General features: G+C 69.5%; 14 protein-coding genes. 6 read left to right on the top strand and 8 right to left on the bottom strand.

What is annotated here, in order from left to right; genetic code table 11:
- Window positions 1-442 precede the first annotated feature (442 nt).
- Entirely contained in the window at window positions 443-1,084 is a 642-nt protein-coding gene (locus tag ACIA8E_RS23725) for a DNA-3-methyladenine glycosylase (RefSeq protein WP_399301307.1), read from the bottom strand.
- Window positions 1,085-1,157: 73 nt separating this feature from the next.
- On the opposite strand from ACIA8E_RS23725, the gene ACIA8E_RS23720 reads away from it, so the two are divergent.
- The 3 genes from ACIA8E_RS23720 (at window position 1,158) to ACIA8E_RS23710 (ending at window position 3,177) form a co-directional block, all read left to right on the top strand.
- Window positions 1,158-1,940: a sporulation protein gene (locus ACIA8E_RS23720; RefSeq protein WP_399301306.1), complete on the top strand. Its 783-nt coding sequence runs from the start codon at window positions 1,158-1,160 to the stop codon at window positions 1,938-1,940.
- 43 nt (window positions 1,941-1,983) lie between these two features.
- Entirely contained in the window at window positions 1,984-2,514 is a 531-nt protein-coding gene (locus ACIA8E_RS23715) for a YbhB/YbcL family Raf kinase inhibitor-like protein (RefSeq protein WP_399301305.1), read from the top strand.
- A gap of 156 nt (window positions 2,515-2,670) precedes the next feature.
- Window positions 2,671-3,177 (top strand): HNH endonuclease, encoded by a 507-nt coding sequence (locus ACIA8E_RS23710; protein WP_399301304.1) that lies wholly within the window; start codon window positions 2,671-2,673, stop codon window positions 3,175-3,177.
- A 58-nt stretch (window positions 3,178-3,235) separates the two neighbouring features.
- Here ACIA8E_RS23710 and ACIA8E_RS23705 read toward each other — a convergent pair whose 3' ends face one another.
- The 4 genes from ACIA8E_RS23705 to ACIA8E_RS23690 form a co-directional block, all read right to left on the bottom strand.
- A complete protein-coding gene (locus ACIA8E_RS23705) occupies window positions 3,236-4,003 on the bottom strand; it encodes a sulfite exporter TauE/SafE family protein (RefSeq protein WP_399301303.1) in 768 nt (255 codons plus the stop codon).
- A gap of 62 nt (window positions 4,004-4,065) precedes the next feature.
- On the bottom strand, window positions 4,066-4,995 hold the full coding sequence (locus ACIA8E_RS23700; RefSeq protein ID WP_030920228.1) for an SPFH domain-containing protein: 930 nt from the start codon (window positions 4,993-4,995) through the stop codon (window positions 4,066-4,068).
- A gap of 126 nt (window positions 4,996-5,121) precedes the next feature.
- Window positions 5,122-5,550, bottom strand: a complete 429-nt coding sequence (locus tag ACIA8E_RS23695; protein ID WP_030974434.1) for an NfeD family protein — start codon at window positions 5,548-5,550, stop codon at window positions 5,122-5,124.
- 54 nt (window positions 5,551-5,604) lie between these two features.
- A complete protein-coding gene (locus ACIA8E_RS23690; protein ID WP_329164491.1) occupies window positions 5,605-6,402 on the bottom strand; it encodes an ABC transporter ATP-binding protein in 798 nt (265 codons plus the stop codon).
- 123 nt (window positions 6,403-6,525) lie between these two features.
- Here ACIA8E_RS23690 and ACIA8E_RS23685 point away from each other — a divergent pair, with 123 nt between their 5' ends.
- Complete coding sequence (locus tag ACIA8E_RS23685) at window positions 6,526-7,308, top strand: hypothetical protein (RefSeq protein WP_399301302.1); 783 nt, start codon at window positions 6,526-6,528, stop codon at window positions 7,306-7,308.
- A gap of 166 nt (window positions 7,309-7,474) precedes the next feature.
- On the opposite strand, the gene ACIA8E_RS23680 is transcribed toward ACIA8E_RS23685, so the two are convergent.
- The 3 genes from ACIA8E_RS23680 to ACIA8E_RS23670 form a co-directional block, all read right to left on the bottom strand.
- The gene (locus ACIA8E_RS23680; RefSeq protein ID WP_030920217.1) at window positions 7,475-7,723 is read right to left on the bottom strand and encodes a chaplin family protein; all 249 of its coding nucleotides are present in this window, start codon (window positions 7,721-7,723) and stop codon (window positions 7,475-7,477) included.
- Between the two features lie 147 nt (window positions 7,724-7,870).
- Window positions 7,871-8,515, bottom strand: a complete 645-nt coding sequence (locus ACIA8E_RS23675; protein ID WP_399301301.1) for a response regulator — start codon at window positions 8,513-8,515, stop codon at window positions 7,871-7,873.
- Window positions 8,508-9,653, bottom strand: a complete 1,146-nt coding sequence (locus ACIA8E_RS23670; RefSeq protein WP_399301300.1) for a GAF domain-containing sensor histidine kinase — start codon at window positions 9,651-9,653, stop codon at window positions 8,508-8,510. The genes ACIA8E_RS23675 and ACIA8E_RS23670 overlap by 8 nt, the downstream gene beginning before the upstream one ends.
- Before the next feature lie 194 nt (window positions 9,654-9,847).
- Between ACIA8E_RS23670 and ACIA8E_RS23665 the strand changes: the two genes are divergently transcribed.
- Both ACIA8E_RS23665 and ACIA8E_RS23660 read left to right on the top strand, forming a co-directional pair.
- Window positions 9,848-10,591, top strand: coding sequence for an SDR family NAD(P)-dependent oxidoreductase (locus ACIA8E_RS23665; protein WP_399301299.1), 744 nt, complete (start codon window positions 9,848-9,850; stop codon window positions 10,589-10,591).
- The gene (locus tag ACIA8E_RS23660; RefSeq protein WP_399301298.1) at window positions 10,588-11,694 is read left to right on the top strand and encodes an S-adenosylmethionine:tRNA ribosyltransferase-isomerase; all 1,107 of its coding nucleotides are present in this window, start codon (window positions 10,588-10,590) and stop codon (window positions 11,692-11,694) included. Before ACIA8E_RS23665 ends, ACIA8E_RS23660 begins: the two co-directional genes overlap by 4 nt.
- The last annotated feature ends 92 nt before the right edge of the window (window positions 11,695-11,786 follow it).

Genomic DNA, 11,786 nt, shown 5'->3' with positions numbered 1-11,786 from the left:
GCTTCCTTTGTACTCACCCTCTCGGGCTTTCCTCCGGGCTTTTCCCTTCGGTCTTGCGTTTCCGACTCTATCAGACTCTTTCGTGTCCGATTCCCCGTCGAAGCGAGTTCCGCCTTCCAGGTTCTCGCTTTCGCGTTTCCCTTTCCGGCGATTCCAACCTTACCAGGCTCATTTTCGTTCCGTTTCCGGTTCGAATTTGATTCCGATGGCCGTTGGAGTGGCCTTTGCCTTTCGGCGTGTTCACCACTTTAGACGATTTCCTTGGCGGCTCATAATCGAGTCGCTGGGTACGAATTTCGGCATGCCGAAATCGCACCCGTCAGGGTGAGTCGAAGGTAGTGGTTGGCTGCTTCCGAGTGCTCAGGCTTGGTCCGATGGACCGTGCCGACAGCAGTACCCGTTCAAGCGGCTCGGACTACGTTAGGCGGCCGACGGGGGCGAGTCAAGTTGCGCGGCGGCGTGGCGCATGGGGTCGATAGGGGCTCACGGTGGGGTCGCCGTCGATCCAGAAGCGCCAGGGATGCAAGGCACCGTCCCCGCCCACCCCGGTGCGAGGGCCGTTGCGTACCTGATCGCAGGGTGGCGGGGTGCCGTGCAGTACGGACAACGAAGCACCCGGGTGGGCGATGGCGTCGGTACCGTTCAGGGCTTTGTCGACGTCCAGGGCGGTGGCCAGGCGGGCTGGACCTTTGGCCAGTTCTCTGTCATTGCGGGCTGAGAATCGACGTTTGCGGCTGAGCTCGGCGCCCACGTGGATCTCACCGGCCCGGAGCAGTACACCGCTCGCCATGCCCTCGGGGCCGCACACCAGGTTGAGGCAGTGCCACATGCCGTAGGTGAAGTAGACGTACGCGTGGCCGGGCGGTCCGTACATCACGCTGTTGCGGCGGGTGCGGCCGCGGAAGGCGTGGGAGCCGGGGTCGATCTCGCCCGCGTACGCCTCCACCTCGGTCAGGCGGAGTTCGATGGGGCCGTCGCCGGTGTCCCGTACCAGCATCCGGCCCAGCAGGTCGGGTGCCACGTCCAGTACGGGGCGGTCGAAGAAATCGCGTGTCAGCGGCGTGCGGTCCAAGCCCTCGATCATGGCGATCGAGGTTACCGGGAACCGACTACGGTCGTGGCGCGTATGTACGGGTCAGGACCAAGGAGGAGTAAACATGGGCTTCAAGCGGCTGCTCGCGAGCATGGGTGCCGGTGGTGCGTCGGTGGAGACGGAGCTGACCGAGCTCAACGTCGTACCGGGTGGGGTCGTCCAGGGCGAGGTGCGGATCCAGGGCGGTTCCGTGGCGCAGCAGATCGAGGGACTGTCGGTCGGCCTGCAGGCGCGCGTCGAGGTCGAGGGCAATGACCAGGAGATGAAGCAGGACATCGAGTTCGCCAAGCTGCGGCTCGGTGGTGCGTTCGAGGTGCAGGCCGGTGCGGTGCACGTCGTGCCGTTCGGGCTCGAGATTCCATGGGAGACGCCGATCACGATGTTCGCCGGGCAGCACCTGCACGGCATGAACATCGGTGTGACGACCGAGCTGGAGATCGCACGGGCGCTGGACTCGGGCGACCTCGACCCGATCAATGTGCACCCGCTGCCGGCGCAGCAGGCGATCCTGGACGCGTTCGGGCAGCTGGGCTTCGGCTTCCGCAGCGCGGACATGGAGCGCGGTCACGTTCGCGGTACGCGTCAGCGGCTGCCGTTCTACCAGGAGATCGAGTTCTTCCCGCCGCAGCAGTACCGGGGGCTGAACCAGGTCGAGCTGACGTTCGTCGCGGACGACCGCGAGATGGATGTCGTCCTGGAGATGGACAAGAAGCCGGGGCTCTTCAGTGAGGGCAGCGACTCGTACCGTGCGTTCAAGGTCGGCCTGCACGACTTCCAGGGGACCGACTGGGCGGCATACCTGAATCAGTGGCTCGCCCAGGTCGGCGGTCAGCGCAACTGGCTCTAGGGTCGGTGGCGAGTTACCGGAGCCGATCAGGAGAGGTGTTGACGTGACCGAGCCGAAGAGGCCGCCGCTTCCGCATGACTTCCATCCCGAGGTGCCGTCGTTCACGGTGGTGAGCGAGGATGTCGCCCCTGGGGCCGTGCTGGCCGATGCCCAGGTGTTCGCGGCCGGGAACACCTCGCCGCAGCTGCGGTGGGAAGGGTTCCCGGCGGAGACCAAGAGTTTCGCCGTGACCTGCTTCGATCCAGATGCTCCGACGGGCAGTGGGTTCTGGCACTGGGTCGTCTTCGACATCCCGGCGTCGGTCACGGAGCTGCCGGCCGGTGCGGGCAGCGGGAAGTTCGAGGGGCTGCCCACGGGCGCCGTTCAGGTCCGTAACGACTACGGGTCGAAGGAGTTCGGCGGTGCTGCGCCGCCGCCCGGGGAGAACCACCGCTACGTCTTCACCGTGTACGCGGTGGACACCGAGAAGCTGGGGGCCGACAGCGATGTGTCGCCGGCGGTCGTCGGCTTCAATCTGCGGTTCCACACGCTGGGACGTGCTCAGCTGATCGGTGAGTATCCCGGTCCCGCCTAGTACTCGGTGAGCTGAGAGTTCCCCTGCTGTTTGCCCTGCCCTGGTCTTGGAGAGATCAGGGCAGGGCATTTTTTATTGCGTTGTCCATCACGGCCTGCCCAGCCAGAGTTGATCCGGGCCTGCCGGGGGGCGGGCGGCACACGGGAGGTGGGCGAAATGCGGGACACGCTGGTTCTCAACGCGAGCTTCGAGCCGCTGTCGACAGTGACGCTGAACCGTGCGGTGGTGCTGATCCTGCAGGACAAGGCCGTCGTCGAGCAGTCGCACCCCGATCTCCGTATGCGTGGCGCCGCCGTGGACATTCCGGTGCCTCGCGTGATCAGGCTCTGCCGGTACGTACGGGTGCCGTTCCGAAGACAGGCGCCGTGGTCCAGAAGAGGTGTGCTGATACGGGACCAGCACCGGTGCGCGTACTGCGGGCGGCGGGCGACGACCGTCGACCATGTGGTGCCGCGGGCCCAGGGCGGTCAGGACACCTGGCTCAACACGGTGGCGTCCTGCGCCGAGGACAACCACCGCAAGGCGGCCCGGACGCCGGAGCAGGCGGGGATGCCGTTGCTGCGGGAGCCGTTCGTCCCGTCGCCTGCGGAGGCGATGCTGCTGGCGATGGGGGCCGGTGAGCGGTCGGCGCTGCCGGAGTGGCTGGACCGTTCCGCCGCGTAGCCGACGTACGCACATTGTCGTACTGGAAGCCCGTCCTCGTGAGGGGCGGGCTTCCGTGTCAGCGGAGCACCAGCTGGACGATGGCGACCGTGCCGACCGCGACGATCAGGCAGCGCAGCACGGTGGGGCTGAGTCGGCGACCGACCTTGGCGCCGATCTGGCCGCCGAAGGCGGAGCCGATCGCGATGAGTGCGACGGCTGTCCAGTCGAAGTCCGCGACGAAGAGGAAGAAAAGCGCGGCGGTGCTGTTGACGACGGCTGCCAGAACGTTCTTGACGGCGTTGAGGCGCTGCATGGTGTCGTCGAGCAGCATGCCCATCAGGGAGAGGTAGATGATCCCCTGGGCGGCGGTGAAATAGCCCCCGTAGACGCTGGCGAGCATCAGTCCGACGAAGAGGAGGGGGCCGCCGTCGGGGCGGGCGGTGGTGCCGTTGTCTGCGCGGCGGCGCTGCACCGCTTTGCTGATGCGAGGTTGCAGGATGACCAGGGCGAGAGCCAGTGCCACCAGCACGGGCACGATGGTCTCGAAGGCCGTGGAGGGCAGGACCAGCAGGAGGGTGGCGCCGGTGAGACCCCCCATGAGGGCGGCGACGCTCAGTTTGAGGACGCGGCGACGCTGTCCGGTCAGTTCCTTGCGGTAGCCGATGGCACCGCTGACGGAGCCGGGGATCAGGCCGAGGGCGTTGGAGACGGTGGCGGTGACCGGGGGCAGGCCGGTGGCGAGCAGCACCGGAAACGTGATCAGCGTGCCCGAACCGACGATCGTGTTGATGGCGCCTGCGCTGATGCCCGCGACGAGGACGGCAAGCATCTCCCAGATGGTCATTCCGAATCCCCCGTGCATGATCGGTGCTTGATGCACTGATCATGCACGGGGGTGTGCACACGTCAGTCGACCGGGGGTTCCTCGCGGCGCTCCTTGCCGGTGTTGAAGCCCGGGACACCGGTGCCGAGGTTGCCGAAGGCGCCGCTGAGGCCCTTGAGGGCGTCGCCGATCTCGCTCGGCACGATCCAGAGCTTGTTGGCGTCGCCCTCGGCGATCTTCGGGAGCATCTGGAGGTACTGGTACGAGAGGAGCTTCTGGTCCGGGTCGCCCGCGTGGATGGACTCGAAGACCGTACGGATGGCCTGGGCCTCGCCCTCGGCGCGCAGGGCCGCGGCCTTGGCCTCACCTTCGGCGCGCAGGATCGCGGACTGCTTCTCGCCCTCCGCGGTGAGGATCGCGGACTGCCGCGTTCCTTCGGCCTGGAGGATCGCTGCGCGCTTGTCCCGGTCGGCGCGCATCTGCTTCTCCATCGAGTCCTGGATGGAGGTGGGCGGCTCGATCGCCTTGAGCTCGACACGGTTGACGCGGATGCCCCACTTGCCGGTGGCTTCGTCGAGGACTCCGCGGAGCGCGGCGTTGATCTCCTCGCGGGAGGTCAGGGTCCGCTCCAGGTCCATGCCGCCGATGATGTTGCGGAGGGTGGTGACGGTGAGCTGCTCGATCGCCTGGATGTAGCTGGCGACTTCGTACGTCGCGGCGCGCGCGTCCGTCACCTGGTAGTAGATGACGGTGTCGATGTTGACGACCAGGTTGTCCTGGGTGATCACCGGCTGGGGCGGGAACGGGACGACCTGTTCACGGAGATCGATCCGGTTGCGGATGGTGTCGATGAATGGAACGACGATGTTCAGGCCGGCGTTGAGCGTACGGGTGTAGCGGCCGAAGCGCTCCACGATGGCTGCGCTGGCCTGCGGGATGACCTGGATCGTCTTGATCAGGGCGATGAAGACGAGCACCACCAGAATGATCAGGACGATGATGATCGGTTGCATCGTGTTCCTCGTGCCCTTCGGTTGCCGACGGATCGCGATGATCGGGGTCGGATCTCATGAGGTCCGGATCTCATGATGATCGACATCGAGTCTGGCAGACCGCGGTCCGCCGTGTGTGCGGTTCGGTCACATGACGACGGCGGTGGCCCCGTCGATGTCCACGACATCCACGTGCCGACCGGGTTCGAAGCTCTGCTCCCCGTCGTATGCGCGGGCGGACCAGATCTCGCCGGCCAGCTTGATGCGGCCGCCGTTGCCGTCGACCCGTTCCAGGACGACGGCCTGACGGCCCTTCAGCGCGTCGATGCCGGTGGCGAGTCGGGGCCGGTCCGCGCGGTGTCTGGCGGCGATCGGGCGGACCACCGCGATGAGCGCGACGGAGACCACGACGAAGACCAGGACCTGGGCCACGATGCCGCCGCCGAGCGCCGCGACGACTGCCGCGGCGACCGCTCCGACAGCGAACATCCCGAACTCGGGCATCGCGGTCAGCACGAGCGGAATGCCCAGCCCGACCGCGCCGATCAGCCACCACACCCACGCGTCGATGTCCACGTGGTCATGGTAGGACCGCGGGTCCCTTCGCCGACAGGGTTGCGATCAGGACATTCAGGACAGCGGAAGGCCGTGCGCGGTGTATCGCTCGCCGGCGTGCTCGACGATGAGCGGCAGACCGAAGCAGAGGGAGAGGTTGCGGGAGGTGAGCTCGGTCTCCATGGGGCCCGCGGCGAGGACCTTGCCCTGGCGGATCATGAGGACGTGGGTGAAGCCCGGGGCGATCTCCTCGACATGGTGGGTGACCATGATCATGGAAGGGGCGAGCGGGTCACGGGCGAGCCGGCCGAGGCGGCGGACCAGGTCCTCGCGGCCACCGAGGTCGAGACCGGCGGCGGGTTCGTCGAGGAGGAGCAGCTCGGGGTCGGTCATCATGGCGCGGGCGATCAGCGTGCGCTTGCGCTCACCCTCGGACAGGGTGCCGAACTTCCGGTCGAGGTACTCGGTCATGCCCAGCCGGTCGAGGAAGGCGCGGGCGCGGTCCTCGTCGACGGCGTCGTAGTTCTCGTGCCAGGTGGCGGTCATGCCGTACGCGGCGGTGAGCACCGTCTGCAGGACCGTCTGTCGCTTGGGAAGCTTCTCGGCCATGGCGACGCCCGCGATGCCGATCCGGGGGCGCAGGTCGAAGACGTCGGTGCCGACGCCGCCGAGCTGCTCGCCGAGGATCTTGGCGGTGCCCTTGGTCGGGAAGAGGTAGCTGGACGCGATGTTGAGGAGAGTGGTCTTACCGGCGCCGTTCGGGCCGAGGATGACCCAGCGCTCCCCCTCCTTGACCGACCAGGAGACGTCGTCCACCAGAGCGCGTCCGTCGCGGACCACGGATACGTCCACCAGCTCCAGTACATCGCTCATGAGCGCGTTGTCTCCCCATACAGTCTCGAGATCGTCGCGTGCCTGTGGGCACAGCTCCCAGGGAAAACCTACGCCACCCCAGGAGTGCTCCAGCTCTTAGGTCCGGTTCCCTAGGCTGTTCCCATGCATTCGGAACCACGCTCAGGGCTGCTGGCCGCATGGGGCAACGCGCTTCTGGCCGGACTTGCGTCGCCGGACGACGCGGCGCTCGCGATTGTCGGAGAGGACGCGGTGCACCGCGTCGAGGGATTGCCCGGTGAGGCGGGACCGGTCGGGCTCACGCTCGCGCTGGGGCGGCTGCGGGGTCTGGGGGCGACGGGCTTCCGGGTCGCGCTGCCGGTGCCGGGGCATCCGCTGGGGCTCAGCGGTCCGCCGGAATTCAACGCGCGGGCGTTGGAGGCGGAGGAGGCGGTGATCGCTTCCGGTGTGCCGTACGGGCTGGTGCCCGAGGTCCGGGAGGTGGGGCCGGCCGGGGATCTGCACGTCGAAGTGGTGTGGCGCTGTCTGCCGGTACGGGAGGCGCCGCCGGCCGATGTGCCGTCGCTGAGCGAGGCGGAGCGGGAGCTCGCCGAGGCCTTGCGGGATGCGACGGCGGTGCTGTCGCGGCTGGACGTGGCCGGCTCGGGGCCGGTGGCGGAGGCGGCGGTGGACGCGTACCGGGCGCGGGCGGAGCGGGGGCGGGAGGTGCTCGCTCCCGGGTATCCGCCACGGGCGGTACGCGTGCTGGAGTTGGCTCAGCGGGTGGGGCTGCTGATCTCGGTGGCGTACGAGAACGGGCACGGCGGGGCGGTGAGCGCGTCGGAGATCGCGGCGCGGGCGGATGCGTTGCGGCCGGTGGAGCGAGTGGCCCGGCGGGCTCAGGTGGCCGCGTACAACGCTTATGTGGAGAGCCGGGAGCGGGGGTAGCCGACGGCGTGGAGCACCGGGGCCGTCCGGTGGCCGCTCCGTCCTCAACCGCCGAACGGGATTGATGGTTGAGGTTGACGGACCGCCACTTGGGATGCGGCGCCGCATGGTTGATGCCGGACGCGTCCCTGGTGGGGCCCGTCCGGCATCAACTGGCTTGTGCTGGTCAGCGGTTCAGACCGAAGTTGCCGAAGGCCGGGTTCAGCAGGCCGATCACGTTGACCGTGTTGCCGACCACGTTCACCGGGACATGGACCGGGACCTGGATGACGTTGCCGCTGACCACGCCCGGGGAGTGGGTCGCTGCGCCGTGGGCGCCCGCGCCGTGGCCGGTGGCGGAGGCCGCGCCCGCGCCGGCGGCGATGATGCCACCGGCGATCACGGTGACGGCAGCGGCCTTCTTCAGGTTCTTCACTTCAGGATCCTCCTAGCGTCGCTGCGGCCAGCCGCCGCAGCACGCCATGGAGAACGCTCCCGGGCCGAACAGGATGCGCCGTATGGGTGACATACACCCGACAGTATGAATCTCAGCCTGGAGGGAACCGGTCCGCTTCAGCCCTGATCAGCCAGCCGCCCCATGTCGGACGGCCCAGAGGGCGGCCTGGGTTCGGTCCGACAGATCCAGTTTCATCAGGATGTTCGAGACGTGCGTCTTGACGGTCTTCTCGGAGAGGACCAGCGCCCTGGCGATCTCACGGTTGGACCGGCCGTCGGCGATCAGGCCCAGCACTTCCCGCTCCCGTTCGGTGAGAGTGCTCCCCCGGCCCGTACCGCCGCCGGCGTCCTCCTGGGCGAGCAGGGCTCCGGCGACCTCCGGCTGGAGCAGGACATGGCCCGCGTACACCGAGCGGATGGCGCCGGCCAGTGCGTCCGGGTCGACGTCCTTGTACACGTAACCGGAGGCGCCCGCGCGCAGGGCAGGGACCACCGTGCGCTGCTCGGTGAAGCTGGTGACGATCAGCACCTTGGCCGGGTTCTCCAGCTCCCGGAGCTTGCGGAGCGCCTCGATGCCGTCCGTGCCCGGCATCTTGATGTCCATCAGTACCACGTCGGGATGCAGCTCCTCGCTCCTGGCCACACCCTCCGCGCCGTCGGCCGCCTCGCCGACGACCTCTATGTCGTCCTGGATCTCCAGGAACGTACGCAGACCGCGGCGGACCACCTGGTGGTCGTCGACCAGCAGCACCCTGATGATCTTGTCAGCCACCGGGTACCTCCATCTCGATCGTGGTGCCCTTGCCGGGCGCCGATTCAACGGTGAGCCTTCCGCCGACACCGCTCGCGCGGTCCCGCATCGACACCAGACCCAGATGGCGGCCGGCCTGCCGGGTTGCCGTGGGTTCGAATCCGCTGCCGTCGTCGGTGATCCGCAGTACCGTGCCGGAGCCGCGCCGGGCCAGCGTGACGTCGACCTGGTCGGCGCCCGAGTGGCGCAGCGCATTGTGCAGGGCTTCCTGGGTGACCCTGAGCAGCGCCTCCTCCTGCGCGGCGGGCATGGCCCGTACGCCGAGGCTCTCGAAGGTGACCCGGGCGGTGTGGGCGCGGTCCAGGACCTGGATCTGGGTACGGAGCGTCGCGACGAGGCCGTCCTCGTCGAGCGCGGCGGGGCGCAGTTCGACGACGGCGGCGCGCAGCTCGTCCGCAGCCTCGGCGGCCAGCGCGGCGACCTGCTGGAGCTCGCCCTTGGCGCGGGCCGGGTCGCGGTCGACCAGGGCGGCGGCGGCCTGGGCCGTCAGCCGCAGGGAGAACAGCTTCTGGCTGACCGCGTCGTGCAGCTCGTGGGCGAGCCGGGACCGTTCCTCGGCGATGGTGAGCTCACGGCTGCGCTCGTACAGCCTGGCGTTGGTGAGGGCGATCGCCGCGTGCTGGGCGAGGATCGACAGCAGCTCCTCGTCCTGTGCGGTGAAGCCGCAGCCGCCCTGTGGCTTGGGGCACCGCTTGTTGGCGAGGAAGAGCGCGCCGATGATTTCGTCGCCGTCCCTGATCGGCAGGCCGAGGAAATCGGACATGTCGGGGTGGGCGTCGGGCCAGCCCTCGAAGCGGGGGTCCTTGCGGACGTCGGCGAGGCGCTGGGGCTTGGCCTCGTGGAGCATCGCGGCGAGGATGCCGTGCTGCCGGGGCAGCGGGCCGATGGCCTTCCACTGCTCGTCGCTGACTCCGTCCACGACGAACTGGGCGAAGCCGCCGTGGTCGTCGGGGACACCGAGGGCCGCATACTCGGCGTCCAGCAGGTCGCGGGCCGAGGCGACGATCGTCTTCAGGACGTCACGCATTTCGAGGTGCCGGCTCATGGCGAGCAGCGCGGCACTGACCGCTGCGAGGCCCGACGGTGGGCTGTGACTCATGGCCTCACCGTACCGGCGGGGTGGCCGCGCCGTATCGGCCTGTGGACGGCGGGTGCTTAGGGCGCTGGGCCTAGGTCGAAGTTCCTTGCGGGGGTGCGGCTCACGGCCGACGCGCGGCGCGTGGGGACGCTCCTACCTTGGCCGTGCCGAGGGTTCATCGGCCCTTGCCGACGTAATGAAGGGGGACGGTTGTCATGCCTGTCGCGATGATCACGGGTGCTTCGAAGGGGCTGGGCCGTGCGCTGGCCGCGGCGCTCGCGCAGCGGGGCTGGGATCTGGTGCTGGATGCCAGGAGCGCCGGGGTGCTGGAGGCGACGGCGAAGGAGCTGGCGGGGTACGGGGCGCGGGTGGTCGCCGTGCCCGGGGATGTCACGGACGCCGGGCACCGCGGGGAGCTGGTTGCCGCCACCGGGGAGCTCGGCGGACTCGATCTGCTGGTGAGCAATGCGAGCGCGCTGGGCGCCGAGCCGCTCGTGCGGCTCGATGCGCTGCCGCTGGACGGGCTGCGGCAGGCGCTGGAGACCAATCTGGTGGCGGCGCTCGCTCTGGTGCAGGGGGCGCTGCCGCTGCTGCGGGCCTCGGCGGCGGGCGCGGTCGTGGTGGTGAGTTCGGATGCGGCGGCGGAGCCGTACGAGACCTGGGGCGGTTACGGGGCGTCGAAGGCGGCACTCGACCAGCTGGCCGCGGTATTGGGGGTGGAGGAGCCGGGGCTGCGGGTGTGGGCGGTCGATCCGGGAGACATGCAGACCGGTCTCTATGCGGCGGCGGTACCGGATGACGACGATCCGCGACCGCGTCCGGAGAGTGTGGTGCCCGCGTTCCTGCGGCTGCTGGAGCGGCGGCCGGCGAGCGGGCGGTATGCGGCGCCGTGGCCGGCGGAGTCGGGGCCGGACGATTCGAGGCCGGCCGGGCCGGCGTTGTCGGGGGTGGGACTGTGACCGCACTGGAGGCGTTGCGGGTGCCCGCGGAGCTCTCGGCACGGGTGCCGGCGGAGCAGCGGGGTGCGGGGCGTGATGACGTACGGCTGCTGGTGTCGCGGGGGCAGGAGGTCTCGCACCGTGCGTTCCGGGAGCTGCCGGGGCAGCTGCGGGCCGGGGACGTACTCGTGGTCAATACGTCACCGACGCTGCCCGCCGCGGTGAACGGCCGGGTGGGCGGTGCGCGCGTCGTCGTGCACTTCTCGACGCGGGGCGAGGACGGGCGGTGGGCGGTGGAGCTGCGCCGCCCGGACGGGACGGGAACGACGGTGCCGCGCCGCGGTGGGCCGGCCGGGGCCGTCGTCCGGCTGCCGGGCGGCTCACGACTGGTGCTGGAGGAGCCGCTGAGCGGCGCGGGCGGGTACGGCGTGGGGCGGCAGCTGGGGGCGACGGTGGGGGCCAGGCTGTGGTGGGCGCAGGTGTCGGTGGAGGTGCCGGGGCTGCTGCGGCATTACGGGCGGCCGATCCGTTACGGCTATACGGAGCGGGACCAGCCGCTGTCCGCGTATCAGACGGTCTTCGCCGTGGACTCCCCCGACGGGAGCGGATCGGCGGAGATGCCGAGCGCTGCTCGGCCGTTCACCGCGGGGCTGGTGGCCGCGCTGGTGAGCCGCGGCGTGCAGTTCGCGCCGCTGACGCTGCATACGGGGGTGGCGTCGGCGGAGGCGCACGAGCCGCCGTACCCGGAGCGCTTCGCCGTGCCGCGCGCGACGGCCTGGCTGGTCAATGCGGCGCGGGCGGGCGGTGGGAAGGTCATCGCGGTAGGTACGACGGCGGTGCGGGCGCTGGAGTCGTCGGCGGGGACGGACGGGGTGGTGCGCGCGGCCGCCGGCTGGACGGATCTGGTGGTGACGCCGCAGCGCGGCGTGCGTGCGGTGGACGGGCTGCTGACCGGGCTGCACGAGCCGGAGGCCTCTCATCTGCTGATGCTGGAGGCGGTCGCGGGGCGGGCGGCGCTGCAGTGCGGATACGCGGAGGCGCTGCGCCATCGGTACCTCTGGCACGAGTTCGGGGACGTGCACCTGCTGCTCCCCGATCCGGAACATGACACTCCGAATTGCTGAAGCAACGGACGGCGAGGTTGTTACACGGCCGATGTGAGGCCGCACATAGGACGCACGTCACTTACGAAGCCCGCTAGTGGACACCTAAGTCC

Source organism: Streptomyces sp. NPDC051664, assembly GCF_044453545.1.
Taxonomy (GTDB): domain Bacteria; phylum Actinomycetota; class Actinomycetes; order Streptomycetales; family Streptomycetaceae; genus Streptomyces.
The sequence above is the reverse complement of the archived record's forward strand: the minus strand, read 5'-3'. Positions and strand labels throughout refer to the sequence as shown.

Excerpts from the sequence above, each read along its gene's own strand:
- ACIA8E_RS23725 (WP_399301307.1), bottom strand. The coding sequence starts at position 1,084 with ATGATCGAGGGCTTGGACCGCACGCCGCTGACACGCGATTTCTTCGAC.
- ACIA8E_RS23720 (WP_399301306.1), top strand. The coding sequence starts at position 1,158 with ATGGGCTTCAAGCGGCTGCTCGCGAGCATGGGTGCCGGTGGTGCGTCG.
- ACIA8E_RS23710 (WP_399301304.1), top strand. The coding sequence starts at position 2,671 with ATGCGGGACACGCTGGTTCTCAACGCGAGCTTCGAGCCGCTGTCGACA.
- ACIA8E_RS23705 (WP_399301303.1), bottom strand. The coding sequence starts at position 4,003 with ATGACCATCTGGGAGATGCTTGCCGTCCTCGTCGCGGGCATCAGCGCA.
- ACIA8E_RS23700 (WP_030920228.1), bottom strand. The coding sequence starts at position 4,995 with ATGCAACCGATCATCATCGTCCTGATCATTCTGGTGGTGCTCGTCTTC.
- ACIA8E_RS23690 (WP_329164491.1), bottom strand. The coding sequence starts at position 6,402 with ATGAGCGATGTACTGGAGCTGGTGGACGTATCCGTGGTCCGCGACGGA.
- ACIA8E_RS23685 (WP_399301302.1), top strand. The coding sequence starts at position 6,526 with ATGCATTCGGAACCACGCTCAGGGCTGCTGGCCGCATGGGGCAACGCG.
- ACIA8E_RS23670 (WP_399301300.1), bottom strand. The coding sequence starts at position 9,653 with ATGAGTCACAGCCCACCGTCGGGCCTCGCAGCGGTCAGTGCCGCGCTG.
- ACIA8E_RS23665 (WP_399301299.1), top strand. The coding sequence starts at position 9,848 with ATGCCTGTCGCGATGATCACGGGTGCTTCGAAGGGGCTGGGCCGTGCG.